We start from the raw sequence: 23807 nt of genomic DNA on the forward strand, positions 1-23807 counted from the left end.
TCGGTCGCTGATAACTCAGTGATCGGGGCTTGAATTCAAGACCCGTCCAGCAATGATCTTGCGTACGGTTTGAAATTCAATATGCAAATTCCAGATTTCGTTGTTCCTCGCCTCAATACCAGCTCTGCGCTAGGGCAAGCTCTGATTTCAATGTTCAGATCCATTGAAATGGAATTGACGCTCGAAGGCGCCAGTCCGGGCGCGGTCCAGGTCATTGTATTCGGTGGTTGTGCTGTTCATTTATATACCCACCACCGTGTGTCCACGGACGTGGATGCGGAGATTTATTGCGCAAATACTCAGGACACGCTGCGCCTACGAACATTGCTTGCAGAGTTTCCAGAACAGTTTTTCGATGAGCAGTCTGGCCGTGTCATGGAGCTGAACTATGACCTCCAATACAACACTAGCTTTGGTCCGCTCCACGAAGACTACTGGGAGCGAAGTATTCCCCTGGAAGAGTTTCCTCTTGAATCTGCGCTGCATCTTCATGTAGCTGCGCCTATCGACATTGCAATCTCCAAATTGGGCAGAGCCACTGATCAGGATGTAGATGACATCATGGCGTTGCTCAGGGCTGGCTTCATAGTGACCGCTGAGCTCCGTCAGCTGGCATTGCAGGCGATTGATATGTATGTTGGCAACAAAGAGCCACCCAGATCCATACTGACCAATATCTTGCACGATTATCTGGAGACTGCAGATGGCGAAGCCCTTTAACGGTCCGGTCCTCTCGTCCGCCTTGGACACACTGGTCAAAAGCCCCTTGAATCAGGCTGATGATGCTGCCTTGGTCAGTGCAGCGAAAGCTGTGTGGTATTCGGATACGAATCTTGTGGGCGAGGTGAGGGCGTTCATTCAGGAGCACTCCAGTGAGGTAGAGCTTCGTCGCGCAGGCTATTTGCTTGAGCGCTTCACACGCTTTTCGTGTGCGACCGATAGTCGGGTAAAGGAAGCGTTGAAGGCGCTTGAACTGTTCTCAGCCTCAAAGCAATACGTGAAATCCCAAGGCGCTGTTGCGTTGCGCAGTCGTTGTGACGAACTGGCAATGTCCTGGGGATTAAGTGAGGGGCTGGGTTTGAAGGTTCAGACCTTGATGCCTTTTCAGACCCGCCACTATGAAGCCGAACAGCGTGCGGCGTCTGCCTAGGTATAGATAGCTATCAAAGAACCCGGCTTAGTCCGGGTTTTTGCTGTTTGCGATGTCTTCAGTTCTCGGAGATTTCCGACAAGCCTTTCAGGTTGTCCGTCGGAACTCGCACAACTAACCTTCTCGAGTCGCTGCCAATTCAGTGACCGGGACTGCAAGCCCGCCGAAACCTCACCAGTTAGTCACAAGCGCCTTTATAATTGCGGCGCTTTTTCATGGTCGCCATTTATGGCGGCTGTGTGCGGGAGACCTTCGGGTCTACCGAGACTTGCTGGTGACTCTCGGTCTTGCAGGCCCGCACACAGCTGCCACCCATCATCTGCAAGTGATGCTGGTAGTTCTTACTTCACACCAGAGGTTTACCATGATCAAAGACAGCCCAAATCCCCCATCTGACTCCCTGCCCACCGACCAAATCTTCACCGTCCTAAGCTGCCTGAACAGCGAAACCCTGCTCGCCAACGCCTCCGAAGACCTGGCATCCGTACAGGCACTGGCGGGTAATCTGGCTTTTGAAATCGACGGCCCGCACCGTGATGCGGTGCTAGGGATTCATCGGATAGTGGAGGGCATTCAGTTGATGGTGGATCGAGTACTGGATCTACACGAAGTACCCGCCAGTAACTGAATACACCACACTCTGTGGCGAGGGAGCTTGCTCCCGCTGGAGTGCGAAGCGCTCCCAGGATTTTTGGGGCCGCTGCGCAGCCCAACGGGAGCAAGCTCCCTCGCCACAGGGGATATCAGGCGTTGATCGGGCGAGTCACCAACCGCTCCAACGCTTCACCCAACCCCGACGCCTTGTCACCCATCAACAGGTGCCAAACACCGCTCTCAAGCTGACTCACACCCTGGCAACCGAGCGCAGTGAGCTGAGCCTCAGACAACCGCGAATCATCCCCCAATTCCACCCGCAGCCGGGTCATCGCCACCGCTTCCAGATACCTTACATTCCCCCGGCCACCCAGCGCATTCAGCCATTTCTCGGCCTCCTGCACATTCACCGTCACGGGCTTATCCACAGGCTCAACCGCTACAGGCGCTGCGGCAACAAACCCTGGCATCGCCAAGCGAATTTCATCAGCAATGCTATCGGCCATCGGCCCGACCACCACCTGCAAACTGCCGCCGTTACCCGGCCGAACCACAGCCATGGCACCCAGCGCTTTCAACTCTGCATCCACCGCCTTGTTGCGATCCACCATGTCCAGGCGCAGCCGCGTAGTACAAGCACCCACACTCAGTAAGTTCTCGGCGCCGCCCAACGCCTGGATATAAGCCGTAGCCCGCTGGTTATCACTCATCGCTTCGGCCTGCACCACCTGGATATCTTCCCGGCCCGGCGTCTTCAGGTTGAAGCGGCGGATGCAGTAGCTGAATACCGTGTAGTAGATCACCGAGTAAGCCAAGCCCACCGGTACCACCAACCAGCCATTGGTGGACTTGCCCCAACCCAGCACCATGTCGATAAACCCACCGGAGAAGGTAAAGCCCAGGTGGATATTCAGCAGGTCGGTGACCGCCATCGACAGGCCGGTGAGCAGTGCGTGAATCAGGTACAGGAAGGGCGCCAGGAACATGAAGGCAAATTCAATCGGCTCGGTCACCCCGGTGAGGAACGAGGTCAGCGCCATCGACAGGAAGATCCCGCCCATCACTTTGCGCCGCTCAGGCAACGCATTGCGGTACATCGCCAGACACGCCGCGGGCAAGCCGAACAGCATCACCGGGAACATGCCGGTCATGAACTGGCCGCCTTTGGGGTCGCCGGCAAAGTAGCGGGTCAGGTCGCCCGTGACCACCGCGCCGGTTACCGGGTCGGTGAAGCTGCCGAACACGAACCACGCCATGTTGTTAAGGATGTGATGCAAGCCAGTGACGATCAGCAGGCGGTTGAACACGCCAAACACGAACGCACCGAGGCTGCCGCTTTCCATCAACAGCACGCCGAAGCTGTTGATGCCGTGCTGGATCGGGGGCCAGATCAGGCCGAAAATCACGCCCAGGCCCACCGCGCTGAACCCGGTGACAATCGGCACAAACCGCCGCCCACCGAAGAACGCCAGGTACTCCGGCAACTTGATGTCCTTGAAGCGGTTGTACAGCCCACCGGCCATCAAGCCGCTGGCGATACCGGCGAGCATGCCCATGTTGATGGTGGTGTCCATCACCTTGAGCGTGGAGATCATCACCAGGTAACCAATCGCCCCGGCCAGGCCCGCAGTGCCGTTGTTGTCACGGGCAAAGCCCACGGCAATGCCGATGGCGAAGATCAGCGCCAGGTTGGCGAAGATCGCCTGGCCGGCATCGTGCATCACCGCGATGTTGAGCAAGTCGGTGTCGCCCAGGCGCAGCAAGAGCCCGGCAATCGGCAGGATCGCGATCGGCAGCATCAGTGCACGGCCCAGGCGTTGCAGGCCTTCGATAAAGTGTTGGTACATGGCGTGTCTCCCTATTCTTGTTGTTTTCAGCTCAGCGGCCAGTGGTGTTGACAGGCTTGGCGAACGGCCTGGGCGCTGCTCAGGTTGAGCAGTTCCTGGCTCAGATGCCGGCATTGCGCCGCGTCCAGATGGCGAACGCGGTCCTTGATCTCTCCGATCTGCGGCGGGCTCACCGACAGCTCGGTGACGCCCAGGCCGACCAGTACCGGCGTGGCCAGCGGGTCAGAGGCCAACGCACCGCACACGCCGACCCAACGCCCGTGTTTCGCCGCACCGGCGCAGGTTTGCTCGATCAGCCGCAGCAAGGCCGGGTGCAGCGCATCGACGCGCGCGGCCAGGCCTGCGTGGTCGCGGTCCATGGCCAGGGTGTACTGGGACAGGTCATTGGTGCCGATGGACAAAAAGTCCGCATGTTCGGCCAGCTGTTCAGCCATCAGCGCAGCGGCGGGCACTTCGATCATCACCCCCAGTTCGGGGCGCTGGCTCAAACCCAACTCGGCGCACAGTTCATCCAGGCGCTGGCGAATCTGCAGCAGTTCATCCACCTCGCTGACCATCGGCAACAGGATGCGGCAACGCGCCAGCGGCGAGACTAGCAACAGGGCACGCAGTTGCTGGTCGAGCAGTTCCGGACGCACCTGGGCCATGCGAATACCGCGCAGGCCCAACACCGGGTTGGCCTCGATTGGCAGCGGCAAATAGTCGAGCTGCTTGTCGCCGCCCACGTCGATGGTGCGGATGATCACCGACTTGTCGCCCATGGCATCCAATACGGCCTGATAAGCCTGGCGCTGTTCCTGCTCATCCGGCGCGGTACGGCGGTCGACGAAAAGGAATTCGGTGCGCAGCAGGCCGACGCCATCGGCACCGTTTTCAAACGCCACCTGGGCCTCGCTGCTGGAAGCAACATTGGCGGCGATTTCAATGCTCACATCGTCGCGGGTGCGTGCCGGTTGTTGTGCCTGGGCCTGCTGTTGCTGGCGACGCAGTTTTTGCGCGTCGCGTATCTGGTGCACTTCAGCATGGCGCGCATCGGTAGGGGCCAGTTCCAGGCGGCCATTGATGGCGTCCAGCACCACGCGTTGGCCCTGAGGTACATCCAGTACCTCGGCACCGAGTGCGACCACGCAGGGCAAGCCTTTACCTCGGGCAAGAATCGCGACGTGGGACGTGGCGCCGCCTTCGGCCATGCAGATACCCGCGGCCTGCTGCTCACTCAGTTGCAGCAAGTCTGATGGGGTCAGTTCATGGGCGCTGACAATCGAGCCGGCGGGTAACTCAAAGTGCCAGGCCTCACCCAGCAAGGCCCGTAATACGCGTTGTTGCAGGTCGCGCAGGTCGTTGGCGCGCTCGGCAAACAACGGCTTGCCCAACGCCAACAGCACGGCGCACTGGGCCTGGATCGCATCACGCCAGGCGTGAGTGGCAGCGCTGCCGTGGGCGATGGCGTCGGTGGCCGCTTCCAGCAGCGCCGGGTCTTCGAGCAGTGCAAGGTGAGCGGCGAAGATGTCTTCTTCCTCAACATTCTTGCGTTGGCGGGCATGGTCGAGGGTGCTACGGATTTCGTCACGCACCTGCTCCAGTGCCGTGTCGAGGCGCTGCTGTTGTTCGTCGGCGCTATGGTCGCCGGTGTCTTCGGGCAGCTCGATGCCGGTCAGGCGGAACAGTGGCCCGCACACCAGGCCGGGCGCTGCACAAACGCCTTGCAGTACATCGGCTTCCACACTGGCGCGACGTGGCGCAGCAGTAGCTACCGGGGCGTGATGGGCTTCGCTGACCGCCACGGATAGCGCTGCGACCAGCCCTTGCAACGCCGCCTCTGCGTCTTGGCCACGGCAACTCACCCGCACTTCGTCGCCTTCGCCGATGCCCAGGCCCATCAAGCCAATCAGGCTGTCGCACGACGCCGATTTGTCAGCGAAGTGCAGGTGCGACTGGCTGCTGAAACCCTGGGCGGTCTTGCGGATCAGGGCGGCAGGGCGTGCATGCAAACCGCCTCGATGGGTAATGCGTACGCTGGCGCTGGCCTCAACGCTGGAGTTATCCACAGCTGCTTGGGCGGTAGTGGTGGTGCGCGCAGCAATCTGCAGCAACGGCTCACCGACCTTGACCGTCTTCAGCGCCACGGGCGTCAGCTCAAAGCGGTCACTGTTGGTCAGGATGATCAGGCTCACCAGGCTCTTGCACTGGCGCGCGATGCGGTCCAGATCAAACTGCACCAACGGCTGACCCTCGCTCACCCGTGCGCCGTCCTTCACCAGCAAGGCAAAGCCTTCGCCATTGAGCTCCACGGTGTCGATGCCCACATGCATCAGTACTTCGGCACCGTTATCAGCACGGATGGTCAGGGCGTGCCCGGTGCGCGCGACGTGGATGATCACGCCGTCACAGGGTGCCTGCAGGCAATCGTTCAACGGGTCGATAGCGATACCGTCGCCCATGGCGCCGCTGGCGAACACTTCGTCGGGGACGCGGTTCAGGGCCAGCACCGGCCCACTCAAGGGGGCGCTGAAGGTCAATGGATTATTGTTGTTGGGCATGGGCACGGTACTCATCAGGAAAACGCCGCTTTAGTGCGTGCGGGTGACTTTGCTCAGGTGGCGCGGCTGGTCCGGGTCCATGCCCCGTGCCTCAGCCAGGCCGGCGGCCATCACGTAGAAGCTCTGGATCGCCAGGATCGGGTCCAGGCTCGGGTGTTCGGCGCGGCTCAGCGTCAGGTCGCGTTCGGTGATATCGTCCGGCGCAGCCAGCAACACGCGAGCACCGCGTTGGCGCATGTCGGCGGCCAGGCTCAACAGGCCGGCCTGCTCGGCTCCGCGTGGGGCGAACACCAGTAGGGGGTAGTTTTCGTCGATCAAGGCCATCGGCCCGTGGCGCACTTCGGCGCTGCTGAAGGCTTCGGCCTGGATCGCCGAGGTTTCCTTGAGCTTGAGCGCGGCTTCCTGGGCGATGGCAAACCCGGCGCCCCGACCGATCACCATCAAGCGCTGGCTGCCTTTAAGGGCGTCGACCGCTTGGCGCCAATCCTGTCTGGCGGCGTCACGCAGGCCTTCGGGCAAGGCCTGACAGGCTTGCAGCAAGTCGGCTTCTTGATTCCAGTGGCCGATCAACTGCGCACTGGCGCTGAGGGTGGCGATAAAGCTCTTGGTGGCGGCCACACTGAGTTCCGGCCCGGCGCACAGCGGCACATGAAATTCACACGCGGCTTCCAGCGGTGAGTCTTCGGCATTGACCAGCGAGATGCTCAAGGCACCACGCTTGCGCAACAAGCGCAGACTGTTGACCAGGTCCGGGCTCTGCCCCGATTGGGAGAAACCAAACGCCACCTGGCCGCTGACTTTCATCGGCGCCTGCAACAGGGTCACCACTGACATCGGCAGCGACGCCACCGGAATGCCCACGTGTTGCATGGCCAGGTAGGCGAAGTAACTGGCGGCATGGTCGGAGCTGCCGCGGGCGATGGTCATCGCCACTTGCGGCGGCTGGCGGCGCAGGCGGCCGGCGACTTCTTCCAGCATCGGGTCCAGGCGTTGCAGTTGGGCCGCGACGGCGTCGCAGGAGGCCAGGGCCTCTTCAAGCATTTTTGAAGTCAATGGTGTCTCCTTCGACCATTACGTCGGTGAGTGTCAGGGAGCGGTCCAGACGCACGCAGTCGGCAAAGCTGCCCGGTTGCAGGCGGCCGCGTTCTTCCAGGCCCAGGTAGTCCGCAGGAAATTGCGACAGGCGTTGTGAGGCTTCGCTGATGGGCAGGCCGATTTTCACCAGATTGCGCAGCGCCTGGTCCATGGTCAGGGTGCTGCCGGCCAGGGTGCCGTCGGCCAGGCGCACGCCGCCCAGGCATTTGGTCACGGTGTGGCTGCCCAGCTTGTATTCGCCATCGGGCATACCGGCGGCGGCGGTGGAATCGGTCACGCAGTACAGGCACGGGATCGAGCGCAGGGCCACGCGCATGGCACCAGGGTGCACATGCAGCAAGTCCGGGATCAGCTCGGCGTACTGGGCGTGGGCCAACGCGGCGCCGACGATGCCGGGTTCGCGGTGATGCAGCGGGCTCATGGCGTTGTACAAATGGGTGAAACTGGTGGCGCCAGCGGCCAGGGCGGCAACGCCTTCTTCATAGCTGCCGAGGGTATGGCCGATCTGCATGCGCACGCCGCGTTGGCTGAGGGCGCGGATCAGGCCGTCGTGGCCGGCGATTTCCGGGGCGATGGTGATCACCCGGATCGGCGCCAGGCGCAGGTAGGCTTCCACTTCCTGCATCAACGCGGTGTGGGCGAAGTTGGGTTGGGCGCCGAGTTTGCCGGGGTTAATGTAGGGCCCTTCCAAATGCACGCCCAGCACCCGCGCACTGCCCACGGGGCGTTGTTCGCAGAAGCTGCCCAGTTCACCGAGCACCCGGGAGATTTCTTCCACCGGTGCCGTCATGGTGGTGGCCAGCAGCGAGGTGGTGCCGAAACGTACGTGGGTACGGGTGATAGTCTCGAAGGCACCCGCACCTTCCATGATGTCCGCGCCGCCACCGCCGTGTACGTGCAGGTCTATAAAGCCCGGCAGCAGGTACGGAAGGTCGTTGTCGGCCGGGTCGCACGGCGTGCCGTCAATGGCGACAACCTTGCCGTGCTCATGCACCAGGCGACCACGCATCCAGCCGCTGGGCGTGAGGATATTGTCTTCAGTCATGGGCAGTTCTCTAAGTTCGCATTCAGGCGGAGTAGTCATGGCGGCGCAGCTCTGCGACGAAGTCGTAGTAGTCGTTGCGGCAGTAGGTGTCGGTGATTTCAATCGGCGTGTTGTCGGCGGTGTAGCCCACGCGGGTCATCAGCAGCATGGCGGTGCCGGGGGCGATGCCGACCAGCGCGGCGAACTCGTCCGAGGCATTGATCGCCTGGATATGCTGCAAGGCGCGCACGATGGGCTTGCCGATGCTTTCCAGGTATTCGTACAACGAATTGCCGATGGCCTGGGGATGGGGCAACACCGAGGCCGGCATGGCGGTCATTTCAATCGCCATTACCGTGTCGTCGGCTTTGCGCAGGCGCTTGAGGCGCGCCACTTTGTCTGTAGGCGAGAGGCCCAGGCGGATCAGTTCTTCGTGGGTTGGCGGGGTTATGTCGCGCTCCAGCCACTGGGATGTGGGCACAAACCCCTTGAGCCGCAGCATTTCGCTGAACCCCGACAGGCGCGACAAGGGTTGTTCCAGGCGCGGCGTAATGAAAGTGCCGGAGCCTTGGCTGCGACGGATCAGCCCTTGAGCCAGCAACACTTCCAGCGCTTTACGGGCGGTGACCCGCGAGATGCTCAACTGCTCGCTGAGGGCGCGTTCCGAAGGCAGGGCCTGCTCGGATTTCCACTGGCCGGCATGGATTGCTGCTTCAAGGCTGCGGGCCAGTTGCAGGTACAGCGGCGTGGACTGCTTGTCGTCGGGGCGCAGGGCCAGGATGGGATTCATCTGTCAGGTTTCCGATGCGTTATTGGAATGTTGTCGCCCGGTAATGGCCGAAAACTAATACCACTTAAATACCATGTCAATGCTACCAAAACGGTGCAAATCCCGGTTTCAGGGCGCTTTAATGGGGCTTGGTATCAAGTGGTATTAGAGAGGTCTTTATTGCGCGCACAAGTGCAGGGTCCCGCGCGGTGAACTGGTATTCACCGGCGGGTGCTGCCTGGGGCAGGAATTATTTTCGAATTATTTTACGAACGGCACGCGATTACGGCCGAATCTCGATGAGGGTGCCGTCTTTGACCAGATTCCACACTTCGCGCATATCCACATTGCGCATGCCGATGCAGCCGTCGGTCCAGTCCAGGGTGTGGAACCACTGTTCCGGGTAGTCTTCGGTGTCGGGGGTGCCGTGGATCATGATCATGCTGCCCGGCTTTACGCCTTCGCGGCGGGCGCGGGCGGCGTCGCTGATATTGGGATAGGAGATGTGCATGGCCAGGTTGAAGCGGTCGCTAGTCTTGCGCCAGTCGATCCAGTAGAGGCCTTCGGGCGTGCGGCGGTCACCTTCGATCAGCTTGTGGCCCTTGGGGTTCTTGCCCAGGGAAATGCGATAGGTCTTGAACGGCTTGCCGTCGTTGATCAGCTGCAACTGGTGGGCGGACTTGAGTACCAGGACTTTCTCGACCGTTTTACCACCAAGGGTTTGCACCGTGGAGGCCGGGGACAGCGTGGCGAACGACAGGCAGATCAGAGCAAGCAACCAACGCATTGAAACGGTATCCCTTTGGCGACATTGGCCGGCTTGTTATTGGGCGGGCTTGGACAGCGGTGGCACAGATTCGCTACGTACCGGGTACGCCTGTTGGCGACGGTCAGCGAAGAAGCATTCTAAGGTACGCCCGACTGTGCGGAAAGCCAGCTCGGACCAAGGGATATCGGCTTCGTCGAACAGCCTCACTTCCAGGCTCTCCTGGCCAGCGGCGAAGTCCAGGTCGATCAGTTCGGCGCGGTAGAAGACATGCACCTGGCTGATGTGCGGCACGTTGATCAGGGTATAGAGGCTCAGGTTGCGCACCCGGGCGCAGGCTTCCTCCAGGGTTTCACGCATGGCGGCCTGCTCGACGGTCTCGCCGTTTTCCATAAAGCCTGCGGGCAGGGTCCAATAACCCAGGCGTGGCTCGATGGCGCGGCGGCACAGCAGCACTTGGTCGCCCCATACCGGCACGGTACCGGCGACGATATTGGGATTCTGGTAATGAATGGTCGAGCAGTGGTCGCATACATAGCGCAGGCGTGCGTCGCCTTCGGGAATGCGTTGGGTTACCGGTTTGCCGCACTGGCTGCAGAAATTCATGCTGGGGTTCCTGGACAATGGGCACATCTTGGCTCGGTGCCGGGCGTTCCTGCAAGTTGTCGTTTCGCGACAGCGCTGCGGTTTTGGGGTTGGGCGCTCGCACGCTTTGGTGCATGATGCAAGGTAGCCAACAGACCGAGATGACTCATGCTGGACGAGCTACTTCGCCGGGTAAGCAACCACACCCCCCACACCCTGGAAACCGACGGGCGTTTCCCCGAGGCTGCGGTGCTGGTGCCGGTTACCCGCAGTGACGAACCCGAGCTGATCCTGACCCTGCGCGCCAGCGGCCTGTCGACCCACGGTGGCGAAGTGGCCTTTCCCGGCGGGCGCCGCGACCCCGAAGACCCGGACCTGATCTTTACCGCCTTGCGCGAAGCCGAAGAAGAAATCGGCCTGCCGCCGGGGCTGGTTGAAGTCATCGGCCCGTTGAGCCCGCTGATTTCCCTGCACGGCATCCGCGTAACGCCGTATGTGGGCGTGATCCCCGATTACGTCGAATACCTGGCCAACGACGCCGAGATTGCCGCCGTTTTCAGTGTGCCTTTGGACTTTTTCCGACAGGACCCGCGCGAACATACCCACCGCATTGATTACCAGGGCCGTAGTTGGTACGTGCCAAGCTACAGGTTCGGCGAATACAAAATCTGGGGGCTGACGGCAATCATGATCGTCGAGCTGATCAACCTGCTCTATGACGATGCCAAAATCAGCCTGCACCAGCCGCCCAAGAGCTTCATCAATCTATAAGCCATCGTTCAAATGGCATGCCGTGAGGAAAAACCATGAAATACCGCCTGGGCGACGCACGCGTTGAGACCCATCCCAACAGTTGGGTCGCACCCAATGCCACGCTGGTGGGCAAGGTCAAGCTGGAGGAGGGCGCCAACGTCTGGTTCAACGCGGTGTTGCGTGGCGATAACGAGCTGATCCTGATCGGCAAGAACAGCAACGTGCAGGACGGCAGCGTGATGCACACCGACATGGGTTACCCGCTGACCCTCGGCACCGGCGTGACCATTGGTCATAATGCCATGCTGCACGGCTGCACCGTCGACGATTACAGCTTGATCGGTATCAACGCAGTGATCCTCAATGGCGCCAAGATCGGCAAGCACTGCATCATCGGCGCCAACTCGCTGATCGGTGAGGGCAAGGAAATTCCCGATGGCTCGCTGGTCATGGGCTCGCCAGGCAAAGTGGTGCGTGAGCTGACCGAGGCGCAAAAGCGCATGCTCGAAGCCAGCGCCGCGCACTATGTGCATAACTCGCAGCGTTATGCCCGTGACCTGGCTGAGCAGCAGGAATGAGCACGATTGAACGGCCGGTCGCCTCGCCCTGCGTCAGCATTTGTGCGCTGGATGATGACGATATCTGCACCGGCTGCCAGCGCAATGTGGATGAGATTACGCGCTGGAGCCGCATGGACAACGCCGAGCGCCGGGTGGTGCTGGGGTTGTGCCATGAGCGGGCGGTGGCGAGTGGGATGGTGTGGATGACCCCTGGGAAATCTGGCGCCTGACAGGCCTTATAGCAGGCAAGCCAGCTCCCACCCTTGATGTGTGAGTACCTTCAAATGTGGGAGCTGGCTTGCCTGCGATGAGGCCCTGCCAGACGACCTCCTTGTAATTGTGTACCCTGTGCGGCATTGCCCACAGGTCCATCCTCCATGTTTTTCCTGATCGCCTATATCAGCAGTGTCGTGCTGATCAACTTCGCCTTCTCCACCGCCCCACACCTGGACGTCATCTGGTCCGCCTGGGGTGGCCTGGTATTTATCCTGCGTGATATGGTGCAAACCCGCTTCGGCCATGGCGCAATCATCGCCATGCTCGCGGCGCTGGTGCTCTCCTATATCACCTCCGACCCGTCCATCGCCCTGGCCAGCGCTACGGCGTTTGCGGTGTCCGAGTGCATCGACTGGCTGGTGTTCAGTATCACCAAACGCCCGCTGCATGACCGCCTGTGGATAAGTTCGGCGCTGAGCATTCCCCTCGATACCTTTATCTTTTTCGGCCTGATCGGCGCACTGACGCCGGCGGTGGCGGGCACGGCGTTGGTGTCCAAGTTCGCCGGTGTCACCGTGGTCTGGCTGATCATGGCCTGGCGTATCCGCCGGCGGGCTGTCGCCAACTGAGGCCAATTTTTACAGTTCATGTAAAATGCCGGCCTTTCTCCCCCATGATCCGCTCCCCTGAGGACCTGAGATGACCCGAATCGGAACTCCATTGTCGCCAACCGCGACCCGCGTTTTGCTGTGTGGCTGCGGTGAGCTGGGCAAGGAAGTGGTAATCGAACTGCAGCGCCTGGGCGTTGAAGTGATTGCCGTGGATCGCTACGCCAATGCGCCGGCCATGCAGGTGGCGCACCGTAGCCATGTGATCAACATGCTCGACGGCGCGGCGCTGCGTGCGGTCATCGAGGCGGAGAAGCCGCACTTTATCGTGCCGGAAATCGAAGCCATCGCCACCGCCACCCTGGTGGAACTGGAGGCCGAAGGCTTTACCGTCATCCCGACCGCCCGTGCCACTTCGCTGACCATGAACCGTGAAGGCATTCGTCGCCTGGCCGCCGAAGAACTGGACCTGCCGACCTCGCCGTACCACTTCGCCGATACCTTCGAAGACTACAGCAAGGCCGTCCAGGACTTGGGTTTCCCTTGCGTGGTCAAGCCGGTGATGAGTTCGTCGGGCAAGGGCCAGAGCCTGTTGCGCAGCGCCGACGACGTGCAGAAAGCCTGGGATTACGCCCAGGAAGGCGGGCGTGCCGGCAAGGGCCGGGTGATCATCGAAGGCTTTATCGACTTCGACTACGAAATCACCCTGCTGACCGTGCGCCACATCGGCGGTACCACTTTCTGCGCGCCGGTGGGCCATCGCCAGGAGAAGGGCGACTATCAGGAGTCCTGGCAGCCGCAGGCCATGAGCCCGATTGCCCTGGCAGAGTCCGAGCGTGTTGCCAAAGCCGTGACCGAAGCCTTGGGTGGCCGTGGCTTGTTTGGCGTGGAATTGTTCATCAAGGGCGATCAAGTGTGGTTCAGCGAAGTGTCGCCGCGCCCCCATGACACTGGCCTGGTGACCCTGATTTCCCAGGACCTGTCGCAGTTTGCCTTGCACGCACGCGCCATCCTCGGCCTGCCGATCCCATTGATCCGTCAGTTCGGGCCTTCGGCGTCGGCGGTGATCCTGGTGGAAGGGCAGTCCACCCAGACCGCATTCGCCAACCTCGGCGCCGCGCTGAGCGAGCCGGATACAGCGTTGCGTCTGTTTGGCAAACCTGAAGTGAACGGCCAGCGCCGCATGGGCGTGGCACTGGCGCGGGATGAGTCGATTGAAGCGGCTCGGGCCAAGGCGACCCGTGCTTCCCAAGCAGTTGTTGTAGAGCTCTAAAACCCCGTCGCGTCTATCGCAGGCAAGCCAGCTCCCACATTAGAAAGCATTCACACATCAAAATATGTGAACCCAATCAAATGTGGGAGCTGGCTTGCCTGCGATAGCGGTCTATCAGGCGACCTTGTTCAAGTCGTTATCCCGCGTCTCTTTCAGGCACAGCACCGCAATCAAACTCAGCAACGCGGCCGCCGATACATATCCTCCGACATAACTCAAACCACCCATCGCCACCAGCTTGGTCGCGAAGAACGGCGCCGCCGAGGCCCCCACGATCCCACCCAAGTTATAGGCGGCCGATGCGCCGGTATAACGCACGCGGGTCGGGAACAATTCCGGCAGCAGGGCGCCCATCGGTGCGAAGGTCACGCCCATCAAAAACAGCTCCAACGCCAGAAACAGCGCCACGGCCCAGGTCGAGCCATGGGTCAGCAGCGGCTCCATGGTAAAGCCCGACAGAATCGCCAGGACCGCGCCGACAATCAGCACCGGCTTGCGCCCGTAGCGATCACTGGCCAGGGCGGCCAGCGGTGTCGCCAGCCCCATGAACAGCACCGCGAAACACAGCAGGCCGAGGAAGGTTTCACGGCTGTAGCCCAAGGTGGAAACGCCGTAGCTCAACGAAAACGCCGTGGTGATATAGAACAGCGCATAGCACACCACCATCGACGCGGCGCCCAGCAGTACCGGCAGCCAATGCTGGCTGAACAGTTCCACCAGCGGCACTTTCACTGGTTTTTCCTTGGCCACTGCATTGGCGAACACCGGCGTCTCATGCAGTTTCAGGCGTGCATACAGGCCCACCATCACCAGTGCGGCGCTGAGGATGAACGGAATGCGCCAGCCCCAGCTGCGAAATTGCTCGTCATTCAGGCTCATGGCCAAAATCAGGAACAAGCCGTTGGCCGCCAGGAAGCCTATCGACGGGCCCAGTTGCGGGAACATGCCGAACCAGGCGCGCTTGCCCTTGGGGGCATTCTCGGTCGCCAGCAAGGCCGCGCCGCCCCATTCCCCACCCAGGCCGAGGCCTTGGCCGAAACGCAAGACACACAAGAGAATCGGCGCCCAGGCACCGATGCTGTCGTAGCCCGGCAGCAAGCCGATCAGGGTAGTACATACACCCATCAGTAGCAGTGAAGCCACGAGGGTTGATTTACGGCCGATACGGTCACCGAAGTGACCGAACAACGCCGACCCCAGAGGGCGGGCGATAAAAGCGATACCGAAGGTCAGGAACGATGCCAGCATCTGCGCGGTGCCGGAGGTCTGTGGGAAGAACACCGGGCCGATCACCAGGGCGGCAGCCGTGGCGTAGATGTAGAAATCGTAGAACTCAATGGCGGTGCCGACGATGCTCGCGGTGGCGACGCGGGCGGTCGAGTTGGCAGGTGCGGCGCTCGCAGCCTCTTGGTAGGTGGTGCTCATGACGTTATCCCTGACGGTTATTGCGCGTTTGGACGCGGATTATTATTGGTCGAACACCCATGGATCAGGGCTGTGCGCGGGGCGGCTCGGGATGGGAGCAAACACCGGTCGGACATGGTAAGGCGGTGCCAGGACACGCTGGGTGCGGATAGCACGCGGTCGGGCGGGGCTTGGGTAAGCCGCAGGGATTATAGGAAGGGGGCTAAGGATCCAACAAGGGGCTGGTGAGGATCTATGGCCTGGAACTGGATCAATGTGGGAGCTGGCTTGCCTGCGATAGCATCACTGCGGTGTGACTGACACCCCTAAGCGCCTGCATCGCGGGCAAGCCCGGCTCCCACACAAGCCAGCTCCCACATTGACCGGGTTGAGCCTGCTGAGGTCAGGCGGCCACCGGCACACGGCTGGTATGCCAGATCAACACCTTGCTCACCCGGTTGTCCTCGGTCTCGAGGATTTCCAGGCGATAGCGGCCGACTTTCAGGCATACCGCGCAATCGGGAATGGTTTCCAGCGCCTCGGTCACCAGGCCGTTGAGGGTCTTGGGGCCGTCGCTGGGCAGGTGCCAGCCCAGGCTCTTGTTCAGTTCACGGATCGAGGCAGCACCGTCGATGATGTAGCGACCATCGGGCTGGGCTTCGATATGCGGGTTATCCAGCGCCTGATCGCTTTCGAACTCGCCGACGATCTCTTCCAGAATATCTTCCAGGGTGACGATGCCCAGCACTTCACCATACTCGTCCACCACCATGCCCAGGCGCCGCTGCTGTTTGTGGAAATTCAGCAGTTGCAGCTGCAACGGCGTGCTTTCCGGCACGAAGTAAGGCTCGTGGCAGGCGGCGAGCAGGGCCTCTTTGGTCAGGCTGGCGTCGGGCAGCAGGTGTTGGATCTGCCGGGTATTGAGCACGGCCTGCACCTGGTTGATGTCGCTGTGGAACACGGGCAGGCGGGTGCGCGGCGAGGTGCGCAACTGTTCGATGATGTCTTCTATCGACTCATCAAGGTTGATGCCGTCCACTTCGCTGCGCGGCACCAGGATGTCGTTGACCGTGATGTTGTCCAGGGCATGGATACCGGGCAGGCCGGGAATGCGGTCGGCGTCGGTGTCGGGCTGTGGGTCGTCATCATGGTCGGGCAGGGGCTCGTCGCTGTTTTTCACCACGCCGGATTTGCGCGCAAACGGGCGCAATAACAGCTGGCTGATGCCATTGAGCAGCCAGGCCAGCGGGTAAAGGATTTTCAGCGGCACGCCCAGCAATGTATTGCCAAAGCCCAGCACTGCTTGGGGGTGACGGGTAGCCAGGGTACGGGGCAGGTAGTCGGCCAGCACCAGCAGCCCTGCGCAGGAAATCAGCCAGCCTAGCCAGGGCCCGTTCTCTGCCCAGGCATAGATCGCCAGCAGGGTGCAGAGAATCACCACGGCGGCGCGGCACAGGCTGTTGCACAGGATCAGGCTATGGCGCGGGAAGCTCAGGCGTGCGGCCGCCTTGTCGCCCTGGCGTGTGCCAGGGCGTAGGGCCAGCAGGTGTTGTTGCGCGGCTTCAATGGCGGTAAACAGTGCTGCCCATAGAATCAGCAGGGCAATTACGGCGAGCATCGGCCCTAAGGGCAAGTTGTCCATGATCACTGCCCGTCAGATATGCAGGATGTATTCGCGAACCAGCTTGCTGCCGAAATAGGCCAGCATCAACAGGCAGAAACCGGCCAGGGTCCAGCGGATGGCCTTGTGCCCACGCCAGCCGAGGCGGTTGCGTCCCCACAGCAGCACGCTGAACACGACCCAGGCCAGGCACGCCAGCAAGGTTTTATGGACCAGGTGCTGGGCAAACAGGTTTTCGACGAACAGCCAGCCGGAGATCAGCGACAGCGACAGCAGGGTCCAGCCGGCCCACAGGAACCCGAACAGCAGGCTTTCCATGGTTTGCAGCGGCGGGAAGTTCTTGATCAGCCCGGACGGGTGCTTGTGCTTGAGCTGGTGATCCTGCAGCAGCAGGAGCAGGGCCTGGAACACCGCGATGGTGAACATGCCGTAGGCGAGGATCGACAGCAGGATGTGGGCGAGGATGCCCGGCTCCTCGTCGATCACCTGTACGGTGCCGGTGGGGGTGAACTGCGCCAGCAGCACCGTGAGCATTCCCAGGGGGAATAGCAGCACCAGCAGGTTCTCCACCGGAATCCGGTAGCAGGCCAGCAGCGTCAGCGCGATGACGGCCGCGGCGATCAGGCTGGCGGCGCTGAAAAAGTCCAGGCCCAGGCCGACCGGGGTCATCAGGTGGGTGAACAGGCTGGCGGCATGGGCCAGCAGGGCCAGCACGCCAAGGCCGACGAGCAGACGTTTGTCCGCTTTGGCGCCTTGGGCCAGACGAGTGCCCTGATAGAGGGTCGCAGCGGCATACAGGATGGCGGCGGCGAGGCTGGGTAGCAAACTGGGTGACAAGGGGAGCATAAATCCTGGTAGGCAAGCCCGAAAGGCGTTGAGTTTGGCACACACCTGCGCTGCAAGAAAGACTCCCGGGCCAGACAGCGGGTGTGCATGGGCGCAGTCTTCGCTATAATCCGCGACCTGCCCATGCCGCAGGCTCGCCGAGCGCTGTGATTAATAGCGATTTGCCAGAGCCTGGGCCGCCATTACCTCGGTCTACCTGCATTTCGATGAGTAGGGCCTGAAAGGATCGCGCATGTTTGAAAACTTGACTGACCGTCTCTCGCAGACGCTGCGCCACGTTACCGGCAAGGCCAAGCTGACCGAGGACAATATTAAAGACACCCTGCGTGAAGTGCGCATGGCGTTGCTGGAAGCCGACGTGGCCTTGCCAGTGGTGAAGGACTTCGTCAACTCGGTCAAGGAGCGTGCGGTCGGCACCGAAGTGTCCCGCAGCCTGACCCCGGGCCAGGCCTTTGTGAAGATCGTCCAGGCCGAACTCGAAAGCCTGATGGGCGCGGCCAACGAAGACTTGAACCTCAGTGCCGTGCCGCCAGCCGTCGTGCTGATGGCGGGCCTGCAAGGTGCGGGTAAAACCACCACCGCCGGCAAACTGGCGCGCTTCCTTAAAGAGCGCAAGAAGAAATCCGTGATGGTGGTATCGGCCGACGTGTACCGTCCGGCGGCCATCAAGCAGTTGGAAATGCTCGCGGGCGAAGTGGGCGTGACCTTCTTCCCGTCCGACCTGAGCCAGAAGCCGGTCGACATCGCCAACGCGGCTATTAAAGAAGCCAAGCTCAAGTTCATCGACGTGGTCATCGTCGATACCGCCGGTCGCCTGCACATCGACGAAGAGATGATGGGCGAGATCAAGGCGCTGCATGCCGCGATCAACCCGGTCGAGACCCTGTTCGTGGTCGACGCCATGACCGGCCAGGATGCGGCCAACACCGCCAAGGCTTTTGGTGACGCACTGCCGCTGACCGGCGTGATCCTCACCAAGGTCGACGGCGACGCCCGTGGCGGTGCCGCGCTGTCGGTACGTGCCATTACTGGCAAGCCGATCAAGTTCATCGGTATGGGCGAGAAGAGCGAAGCGCTCGAGCCGTTCCACCCTGAGCGTATCGCCTCGCGCATCCTCGGCATGGGTGACGTGCTCAGCCTGATCGAGCAGGCCGAAGCCACACTCGACAAGGACAAGGCCGACAAACTGGCCAAGAAGCTGAAGAAGGGCAAGGGCTTCGATCTCGAAGACTTCCGCGACCAGCTGCAACAGATGAAGAACATGGGCGGCCTCGGCGGCCTGATGGACAAGCTGCCCAACATCGGCGGTGTGAACCTGGCGCAAATGGGCAACGCCCAGGGCGCGGCAGAGAAACAGTTCAAGCAGATGGAAGCCATCATCAATTCCATGACCCCGGCCGAGCGCCGCGACCCTGAGCTGATCAGCGGTTCGCGCAAACGCCGGATCGCCATGGGTTCCGGCACCCAGGTGCAGGACATCGGTCGCTTGATCAAGCAGCACAAGCAGATGCAGAAGATGATGAAGAAGTTCTCCGCCAAGGGCGGTATGGCCAAGATGATGCGCGGCATGGGCGGTATGTTGCCCGGCGGCGGCATGCCTAAAATGTAAAGTATTCGAGTGGGAGCCCAGCTCCCGCTCCGACCCACAGGGATGTGGGATCTCCAGCAAACCCGCCGTTGGCGGGCGCTGACTCGCCGTTTTAACCGACGGCTCTATAGCAGATCTGAATGGCACGCTGATAGGCGCCAGAAAAAGACATTTGCAAAAGTCCGGATATTCCTTAGAATATGCGGCCTTTCGGGCACCTATGCCCGCTGTGCATTTAGATTTGCAGCACCGACTACAGGAACGATGTTCACATGCTAACAATCCGTCTTGCCCTTGGCGGCTCCAAAAAGCGCCCGTTTTACCACTTGACCGTAACCGACAGCCGCAACCCGCGTGACGGTTCGCACAAGGAACAGGTTGGTTTCTTCAACCCTGTTGCTCGTGGTCAAGAAGTTCGTCTGTCCGTGAACCAAGAGCGCGTAGCCTACTGGCTGAGCGTTGGCGCACAGCCATCCGAGCGCGTTGCAAAACTGTTGAAGGACTCGGCTAAGGCCGCAGCCTGAGCAATATGAACGCGACGCCAGCTGTTGCTGATGATTTGATCGTTATCGGCAAGATTTACTCTGTTCATGGCGTTCGCGGCGAAGTGAAGGTGTATTCCTTTACTGATCCGACTGAAAACCTGTTGCAGTACAAAACCTGGACGCTCAAGCGCGAAGGGAGTGTGAAACAGGTCGAGCTGGTCAGTGGACGCGGGAGCGACAAGTTACTGGTCGCAAAGCTCAAGGGTCTTGATGATCGTGAAGAAGCTCGTCTTCTGGCCGGTTATGAGATCTGCGTGCCGCGCAACCTGTTCCCTGAATTGACCGACGGCGAGTACTACTGGTACCAGCTGGAAGGTCTGAAGGTTATTGATCAACTCGGGCAATTGCTGGGGAAAATCGATCATCTTCTGGAAACCGGCGCCAATGATGTAATGGTGGTCAAGCCTTGCGCTGGCAGCCTGGATGATCGCGAACGCCTATTGCCCTATACCGAGCAATGCGTGTTGGCCGTCGACCTGGCAGCGGGCGAGATGAAGGTGGAATGGGACGCGGACTTCTAAGCGTGGCTAATTTGCGCATTGAAGTGATCAGTTTGTTTCCCGAGATGTTTTCCGCCATCAGCGAGTACGGCATCACCAGTCGGGCGGTGAAACAGGGGCTGTTGCAGCTCACCTGTTGGAACCCGCGAGACTACACGACGGATCGACATCACACTGTGGACGATCGCCCATTTGGCGGTGGCCCGGGCATGGTGATGAAGATCAAGCCCCTGGAAGACGCGTTGGTTCAGGCCAAGGCAGCCGCCGGGGAGAAGGCGAAGGTAATTTACCTGTCCCCTCAAGGCCGTCAGCTGAAACAGGCGGCGGTACGCGAACTGGCGAATGAGGAAAGTTTGATCCTGATTGCCGGTCGCTATGAAGGCATTGACGAGCGTTTTATTGAAGCTCATGTCGATGAAGAGTGGTCGATTGGGGACTATGTCCTGTCTGGCGGCGAGCTGCCGGCGATGGTCCTGATAGATGCGGTTACACGACTGCTGCCCGGAGCTTTAGGGCATGCGGACTCCGCGGAGGAAGATTCCTTCACGGATGGTTTGCTGGATTGCCCGCACTACACCCGTCCGGAGGTGTATGTGGATCAGCGTGTTCCCGACGTATTGCTAAGTGGCAATCACGCACACATCCGGCGTTGGCGTTTACAGCAGTCCCTTGGTCGGACCTATGAACGACGCGCCGATCTTCTGGAAAGCCGCTCGCTTTCTGGAGAAGAGAAGAAGCTGCTCGAGGAATACATCCTCGCGCGGGACGATAGTTAACAACGTATCGATGGTAGGTCCATTGACTTACCTTAGGAGCACAGCATGACTAACAAAATCATCCTTGCACTCGAAGCAGAGCAGATGACCAAAGAGATCCCTACCTTTGCCCCGGGCGACACTATTGTCGTTCAGGTGAAAGTGAAGGAAGGCGACCGTTCGCGTCTGCAAGCGTTCGAAGGCGTAGTAATCGCCAAGCGTAACCGTGGTGTGAACAGTGCTTTCACTGTTCGTAAAATCTCCAACGGTGTTGGCGTAGAGCGTACTTTCCAGACCTACAGCCCGCAAATCGACAGCATGGCCGTCAAGCGTCGCGGTGACGTACGTAAAGCCAAGCTGTACTACCTGCGTGACCTGTCCGGTAAAGCAGCTCGCATCAAGGAAAAACTGGCTTAAGTCCAGCTTCCCGATGCAGAAAAAAGCAGCCTACGGGCTGCTTTTTTGTGCCTGAAATTTGCCTATCTGCCGGTATTGACCCATGACCACCCGCCTCGAAGAAATCCAACGCCGTACCGACCTGTCCGTCACGCACGTGACCAAGGCCGTGTTCCCGCCCACCACCAACCACCACAACACCCTGTTCGGCGGCACCGCCCTGGCATGGATGGACGAAGTGTCGTTCATCACCGCCACGCGTTTCTGTCGCTTGCCGTTGGTGACGGTCTCCACCGACCGTATCGACTTCAACCACGCGATCCCGGCCGGCTCTATCGTTGAGCTGATCGGTCGGGTGATCAAGGTCGGCAACACCAGCCTCAAGGTCGAGGTTGAAGTGTTCGTCGAGAGCATGAGCGCTGATGGCCGTGAAAAGGCGATCCAGGGCGTGTTCAGCTTCGTCGCGATTGACGCAGATAAACGCCCTGTCCCGGTATTGCCTGACTTTGTTGACTGATTACTCGGCGATGCTGGCCTGCGGTTGAATCACCGCCAGCAAGGTCCAGCCCGCTACAGGCTTCAAATTGCTCTCGGGCGAGACCACGTGCACCCAGCCGCTGGTGTCCCGGGCAAACAGCAAGGTGGCGCGCTCCCCGTGCAACGCCTGGTACTGCTCCCAGCCAAAGCCGTCGGTGAGGCTGGTGCTGTACAACTCGGCGCCTTGGCCCAACAGGCTGGCCAACTTGGTGTAGCTCAAGGGTTGGCTGCCCAGCAAGTGCCCGCGATGTTCGTGGCTGGCCTTGTGTTTGTCGGTGCGGCGGTTTTCCTGGCTGCTGGCCAGGGCGAACAGGCGATGGCCGAAGTCATGGCGAAAACGCATGGTGGCCAAGGCATTCAGTTCGCCAGAAGGCGAGAGCGCGAGCAGATGCCCCAGGCCGACCAGGTCCAGATGGGACTCGGCATGCTGGGAGGCCGGGTTGCCGAAGTACGTAGGCAAGCCTTCCATACGACTGGCGCGGATGTTTTCCCAGCTGGAATCCGTCAGTAACACGCGGCTGCCCAATTGCTGCAACGCCTTGCCGAGTGCCCGCGCCGGGCCGTTCGCACCCACGATCAGGAAGCCGCTGGGCGCCGGCTCGGCGACTTTCAGCAGGCGGGCCAAGGGGCGTGCCGTGGCGCTTTGCAGCACCACGGTGCCGATGATCACCGCGAAGGTCAGCGGCACCAGCAACAACGCGCCTTCGTGGCCAGCCTCATCCAGGCGGATCGCAAAGATCGCTGACACCGCCGCCGCCACGATGCCCCGTGGGGCGATCCAGGCCAGCAGTGCGCGCTCGCGCCAGTTCAACCCCGAGCCAAAGGTCGAAAGCGCCACGTTCAACGGGCGTGCAATGAATTGGATGATCAACAGCAGGATCAACACGAACGGGCCCAGGGCGATCATGGCGTTCAGGTCTAGGCGCGCCGCCAGTAGGATGAACAGCCCGGAAATCAGCAACACACTGAGGTTTTCCTTGAAGTGCAGGATGTGCCGTACATCCACGCCCTTCATATTCGCCATCCACATGCCCATCAGCGTGACCGCCAGCAGGCCGGACTCATGCATCACTTGGTTGGAAGCGATGAAGATACCCAGCACGCCCGCCAGCGTGGCCAGGTTATGCAGGTATTCCGGCAACCACTGGCGGCGCATGATCTGGCCCAGTACCCAACCACCGGCGATGCCGAACAGGCTGCCGCAGAGGATGACGCCGCCGAAGGTCAGCAGGCTGTGGCTCAAACCATCGCCCGACGCACTGGCGATGATGAAGCTATACACCACTACCGCCAGCAGTGCGCCAATCGGGTCGATGACGATGCCTTCCCAGCGCAGGATATTGGCGATGGAGGCTTTGGGGCGTACCACACGCAGCATGGGCACAATCACCGTTGGGCCGGTGACCAGTGTCAGGGTGCCGAACAGCAGCGCCAGCATCCAGTCGAAGCCCAGCAACCAGTGGGTGGCCAGGGTGATCACCGCCCAGGTCGAGAGTGCGCCGACGGTGACCAGCCGGTGGACGACGCTGCCGATTTCCTTCCATTCCGACAGGTGCAGGGTCAGGCTGCCCTCAAACAGGATCAGCGCCACTGCCAGCGACACCAATGGCATCAACAGAGGGCCGAACATTTCCTGCGGGTCGAGCCATCCGAGTATCGGCCCTGCCAGAATCCCGCTCAGCAGGAGAAACAGAATCGCTGGCAGTTTCAGGCGCCAGGCCAGCCACTGGCAGCCGAGTGCGGCCACGCCAATGCCGCCAAAAGCCAACAAAATCTGTTGTTCGTTCATTAAAGCTTCCTGTTCCTTGAAATAGCGGGCTATGAAAGACTAATGG

General features: G+C 60.8%; 25 protein-coding genes. 14 read left to right on the forward strand and 11 right to left on the reverse strand.

The window, feature by feature from the left end; all coding sequences use genetic code 11:
* Positions 1–81 precede the first annotated feature (81 nt).
* The 3 genes from GIV35_RS07675 to GIV35_RS07685 all read left to right on the forward strand — a co-directional run bounded on the left by GIV35_RS07675 (position 82) and on the right by GIV35_RS07685 (position 1778).
* Positions 82–720, forward strand: coding sequence for a DUF6036 family nucleotidyltransferase (locus GIV35_RS07675; protein WP_105228336.1), 639 nt, complete (start codon positions 82–84; stop codon positions 718–720).
* A complete protein-coding gene (locus GIV35_RS07680) occupies positions 704–1150 on the forward strand; it encodes a hypothetical protein (protein WP_105228334.1) in 447 nt (148 codons plus the stop codon). Before GIV35_RS07675 ends, GIV35_RS07680 begins: the two co-directional genes overlap by 17 nt.
* Before the next feature lie 364 nt (positions 1151–1514).
* Positions 1515–1778 carry a DUF6124 family protein gene (locus GIV35_RS07685; RefSeq protein WP_105228332.1) on the forward strand — a complete coding sequence of 88 codons (264 nt, stop codon included), beginning with the start codon at positions 1515–1517 and terminating at the stop codon, positions 1776–1778.
* Positions 1779–1893: 115 nt separating this feature from the next.
* Here GIV35_RS07685 and nagE read toward each other — a convergent pair whose 3' ends face one another.
* From nagE to GIV35_RS07720, 7 genes are all read right to left on the reverse strand, one after another.
* On the reverse strand, positions 1894–3591 hold the full coding sequence (nagE, locus tag GIV35_RS07690; RefSeq protein WP_105228328.1) for an N-acetylglucosamine-specific PTS transporter subunit IIBC: 1698 nt from the start codon (positions 3589–3591) through the stop codon (positions 1894–1896).
* A gap of 26 nt (positions 3592–3617) precedes the next feature.
* Positions 3618–6131: a phosphoenolpyruvate--protein phosphotransferase gene (gene ptsP, locus GIV35_RS07695; protein WP_236265415.1), complete on the reverse strand. Its 2514-nt coding sequence runs from the start codon at positions 6129–6131 to the stop codon at positions 3618–3620.
* 30 nt (positions 6132–6161) lie between these two features.
* Positions 6162–7184 (reverse strand): SIS domain-containing protein, encoded by a 1023-nt coding sequence (locus GIV35_RS07700; protein ID WP_236265413.1) that lies wholly within the window; start codon positions 7182–7184, stop codon positions 6162–6164.
* The gene (gene nagA / locus GIV35_RS07705; protein ID WP_105228322.1) at positions 7165–8271 is read right to left on the reverse strand and encodes an N-acetylglucosamine-6-phosphate deacetylase; all 1107 of its coding nucleotides are present in this window, start codon (positions 8269–8271) and stop codon (positions 7165–7167) included. The genes GIV35_RS07700 and nagA overlap by 20 nt, the downstream gene beginning before the upstream one ends.
* 22 nt (positions 8272–8293) lie before the next feature.
* On the reverse strand, positions 8294–9040 hold the full coding sequence (locus GIV35_RS07710) for a GntR family transcriptional regulator (protein ID WP_032895423.1): 747 nt from the start codon (positions 9038–9040) through the stop codon (positions 8294–8296).
* 262 nt (positions 9041–9302) lie between these two features.
* Positions 9303–9806, reverse strand: coding sequence for a L,D-transpeptidase family protein (locus GIV35_RS07715; protein ID WP_014719790.1), 504 nt, complete (start codon positions 9804–9806; stop codon positions 9303–9305).
* Positions 9807–9842: 36 nt separating this feature from the next.
* Positions 9843–10391 carry an NUDIX hydrolase gene (locus GIV35_RS07720; RefSeq protein WP_105228318.1) on the reverse strand — a complete coding sequence of 183 codons (549 nt, stop codon included), beginning with the start codon at positions 10389–10391 and terminating at the stop codon, positions 9843–9845.
* Between the two features lie 147 nt (positions 10392–10538).
* On the opposite strand from GIV35_RS07720, the gene GIV35_RS07725 reads away from it, so the two are divergent.
* From GIV35_RS07725 to purT, 5 genes are all read left to right on the forward strand, one after another.
* Positions 10539–11141 carry a CoA pyrophosphatase gene (locus tag GIV35_RS07725; protein ID WP_105228316.1) on the forward strand — a complete coding sequence of 201 codons (603 nt, stop codon included), beginning with the start codon at positions 10539–10541 and terminating at the stop codon, positions 11139–11141.
* A gap of 35 nt (positions 11142–11176) precedes the next feature.
* On the forward strand, positions 11177–11701 hold the full coding sequence (locus GIV35_RS07730) for a gamma carbonic anhydrase family protein (protein ID WP_223023349.1): 525 nt from the start codon (positions 11177–11179) through the stop codon (positions 11699–11701).
* Positions 11698–11913, forward strand: a complete 216-nt coding sequence (locus tag GIV35_RS07735) for a DUF1289 domain-containing protein (RefSeq protein ID WP_105228314.1) — start codon at positions 11698–11700, stop codon at positions 11911–11913. Before GIV35_RS07730 ends, GIV35_RS07735 begins: the two co-directional genes overlap by 4 nt.
* A 147-nt stretch (positions 11914–12060) precedes the next feature.
* The gene (locus GIV35_RS07740) at positions 12061–12528 is read left to right on the forward strand and encodes a preQ0 transporter (protein ID WP_003193971.1); all 468 of its coding nucleotides are present in this window, start codon (positions 12061–12063) and stop codon (positions 12526–12528) included.
* A gap of 70 nt (positions 12529–12598) precedes the next feature.
* Positions 12599–13780, forward strand: coding sequence for a formate-dependent phosphoribosylglycinamide formyltransferase (purT, locus tag GIV35_RS07745; protein ID WP_054918313.1), 1182 nt, complete (start codon positions 12599–12601; stop codon positions 13778–13780).
* A gap of 114 nt (positions 13781–13894) precedes the next feature.
* On the opposite strand, the gene GIV35_RS07750 is transcribed toward purT, so the two are convergent.
* The 3 genes from GIV35_RS07750 to GIV35_RS07760 all read right to left on the reverse strand — a co-directional run bounded on the left by GIV35_RS07750 (position 13895) and on the right by GIV35_RS07760 (position 17651).
* Positions 13895–15205 carry an MFS transporter gene (locus GIV35_RS07750; protein ID WP_003193968.1) on the reverse strand — a complete coding sequence of 437 codons (1311 nt, stop codon included), beginning with the start codon at positions 15203–15205 and terminating at the stop codon, positions 13895–13897.
* Between the two features lie 382 nt (positions 15206–15587).
* On the reverse strand, positions 15588–16826 hold the full coding sequence (locus GIV35_RS07755) for a transporter associated domain-containing protein (RefSeq protein WP_105228310.1): 1239 nt from the start codon (positions 16824–16826) through the stop codon (positions 15588–15590).
* A gap of 12 nt (positions 16827–16838) precedes the next feature.
* Positions 16839–17651: a cytochrome C assembly family protein gene (locus GIV35_RS07760; protein ID WP_003193966.1), complete on the reverse strand. Its 813-nt coding sequence runs from the start codon at positions 17649–17651 to the stop codon at positions 16839–16841.
* Positions 17652–17883: 232 nt separating this feature from the next.
* On the opposite strand from GIV35_RS07760, the gene ffh reads away from it, so the two are divergent.
* The 6 genes from ffh to GIV35_RS07790 all read left to right on the forward strand — a co-directional run bounded on the left by ffh (position 17884) and on the right by GIV35_RS07790 (position 21952).
* Positions 17884–19260, forward strand: a complete 1377-nt coding sequence (ffh, locus tag GIV35_RS07765) for a signal recognition particle protein (protein WP_003193965.1) — start codon at positions 17884–17886, stop codon at positions 19258–19260.
* Between the two features lie 251 nt (positions 19261–19511).
* Positions 19512–19763, forward strand: a complete 252-nt coding sequence (gene rpsP, locus GIV35_RS07770) for a 30S ribosomal protein S16 (RefSeq protein ID WP_003175899.1) — start codon at positions 19512–19514, stop codon at positions 19761–19763.
* Between the two features lie 5 nt (positions 19764–19768).
* Entirely contained in the window at positions 19769–20305 is a 537-nt protein-coding gene (gene rimM / locus GIV35_RS07775) for a ribosome maturation factor RimM (RefSeq protein ID WP_236265115.1), read from the forward strand.
* Entirely contained in the window at positions 20287–21060 is a 774-nt protein-coding gene (trmD, locus tag GIV35_RS07780) for a tRNA (guanosine(37)-N1)-methyltransferase TrmD (protein WP_153475158.1), read from the forward strand. Before rimM ends, trmD begins: the two co-directional genes overlap by 19 nt.
* Positions 21061–21105: 45 nt before the next feature.
* On the forward strand, positions 21106–21456 hold the full coding sequence (gene rplS / locus GIV35_RS07785; protein WP_003175895.1) for a 50S ribosomal protein L19: 351 nt from the start codon (positions 21106–21108) through the stop codon (positions 21454–21456).
* An 82-nt stretch (positions 21457–21538) separates the two neighbouring features.
* Positions 21539–21952 carry an acyl-CoA thioesterase gene (locus GIV35_RS07790; protein WP_236265116.1) on the forward strand — a complete coding sequence of 138 codons (414 nt, stop codon included), beginning with the start codon at positions 21539–21541 and terminating at the stop codon, positions 21950–21952.
* On the opposite strand, the gene GIV35_RS07795 is transcribed toward GIV35_RS07790, so the two are convergent.
* A complete protein-coding gene (locus tag GIV35_RS07795) occupies positions 21953–23761 on the reverse strand; it encodes a cation:proton antiporter (RefSeq protein ID WP_223023347.1) in 1809 nt (602 codons plus the stop codon).
* Positions 23762–23807: the final 46 nt, after the last annotated feature.

The sequence above is a fragment of the Pseudomonas sp. PA-1-6B genome, assembly GCF_021609545.1.
In the GTDB taxonomy this organism is placed as follows: domain Bacteria; phylum Pseudomonadota; class Gammaproteobacteria; order Pseudomonadales; family Pseudomonadaceae; genus Aquipseudomonas; species Aquipseudomonas fluorescens_BV.

Excerpts from the sequence above, each read along its gene's own strand:
- GIV35_RS07680 (WP_105228334.1), top strand. The coding sequence starts at position 704 with ATGGCGAAGCCCTTTAACGGTCCGGTCCTCTCGTCCGCCTTGGACACA.
- rpsP (WP_003175899.1), top strand. The coding sequence starts at position 19,512 with ATGCTAACAATCCGTCTTGCCCTTGGCGGCTCCAAAAAGCGCCCGTTT.
- nagE (WP_105228328.1), bottom strand. The coding sequence starts at position 3,591 with ATGTACCAACACTTTATCGAAGGCCTGCAACGCCTGGGCCGTGCACTG.
- GIV35_RS07735 (WP_105228314.1), top strand. The coding sequence starts at position 11,698 with ATGAGCACGATTGAACGGCCGGTCGCCTCGCCCTGCGTCAGCATTTGT.
- ptsP (WP_236265415.1), bottom strand. The coding sequence starts at position 6,131 with ATGCCCAACAACAATAATCCATTGACCTTCAGCGCCCCCTTGAGTGGG.
- GIV35_RS07760 (WP_003193966.1), bottom strand. The coding sequence starts at position 17,651 with ATGCTCCCCTTGTCACCCAGTTTGCTACCCAGCCTCGCCGCCGCCATC.
- purT (WP_054918313.1), top strand. The coding sequence starts at position 12,599 with ATGACCCGAATCGGAACTCCATTGTCGCCAACCGCGACCCGCGTTTTG.
- GIV35_RS07740 (WP_003193971.1), top strand. The coding sequence starts at position 12,061 with ATGTTTTTCCTGATCGCCTATATCAGCAGTGTCGTGCTGATCAACTTC.
- GIV35_RS07750 (WP_003193968.1), bottom strand. The coding sequence starts at position 15,205 with ATGAGCACCACCTACCAAGAGGCTGCGAGCGCCGCACCTGCCAACTCG.
- GIV35_RS07685 (WP_105228332.1), top strand. The coding sequence starts at position 1,515 with ATGATCAAAGACAGCCCAAATCCCCCATCTGACTCCCTGCCCACCGAC.
- GIV35_RS07715 (WP_014719790.1), bottom strand. The coding sequence starts at position 9,806 with ATGCGTTGGTTGCTTGCTCTGATCTGCCTGTCGTTCGCCACGCTGTCC.
- GIV35_RS07755 (WP_105228310.1), bottom strand. The coding sequence starts at position 16,826 with ATGGACAACTTGCCCTTAGGGCCGATGCTCGCCGTAATTGCCCTGCTG.
- GIV35_RS07720 (WP_105228318.1), bottom strand. The coding sequence starts at position 10,391 with ATGAATTTCTGCAGCCAGTGCGGCAAACCGGTAACCCAACGCATTCCC.
- rimM (WP_236265115.1), top strand. The coding sequence starts at position 19,769 with ATGAACGCGACGCCAGCTGTTGCTGATGATTTGATCGTTATCGGCAAG.
- GIV35_RS07795 (WP_223023347.1), bottom strand. The coding sequence starts at position 23,761 with ATGAACGAACAACAGATTTTGTTGGCTTTTGGCGGCATTGGCGTGGCC.
- GIV35_RS07730 (WP_223023349.1), top strand. The coding sequence starts at position 11,177 with ATGAAATACCGCCTGGGCGACGCACGCGTTGAGACCCATCCCAACAGT.
- GIV35_RS07725 (WP_105228316.1), top strand. The coding sequence starts at position 10,539 with ATGCTGGACGAGCTACTTCGCCGGGTAAGCAACCACACCCCCCACACC.
- trmD (WP_153475158.1), top strand. The coding sequence starts at position 20,287 with ATGGGACGCGGACTTCTAAGCGTGGCTAATTTGCGCATTGAAGTGATC.
- rplS (WP_003175895.1), top strand. The coding sequence starts at position 21,106 with ATGACTAACAAAATCATCCTTGCACTCGAAGCAGAGCAGATGACCAAA.
- nagA (WP_105228322.1), bottom strand. The coding sequence starts at position 8,271 with ATGACTGAAGACAATATCCTCACGCCCAGCGGCTGGATGCGTGGTCGC.
- GIV35_RS07710 (WP_032895423.1), bottom strand. The coding sequence starts at position 9,040 with ATGAATCCCATCCTGGCCCTGCGCCCCGACGACAAGCAGTCCACGCCG.
- GIV35_RS07790 (WP_236265116.1), top strand. The coding sequence starts at position 21,539 with ATGACCACCCGCCTCGAAGAAATCCAACGCCGTACCGACCTGTCCGTC.
- GIV35_RS07675 (WP_105228336.1), top strand. The coding sequence starts at position 82 with ATGCAAATTCCAGATTTCGTTGTTCCTCGCCTCAATACCAGCTCTGCG.
- ffh (WP_003193965.1), top strand. The coding sequence starts at position 17,884 with ATGTTTGAAAACTTGACTGACCGTCTCTCGCAGACGCTGCGCCACGTT.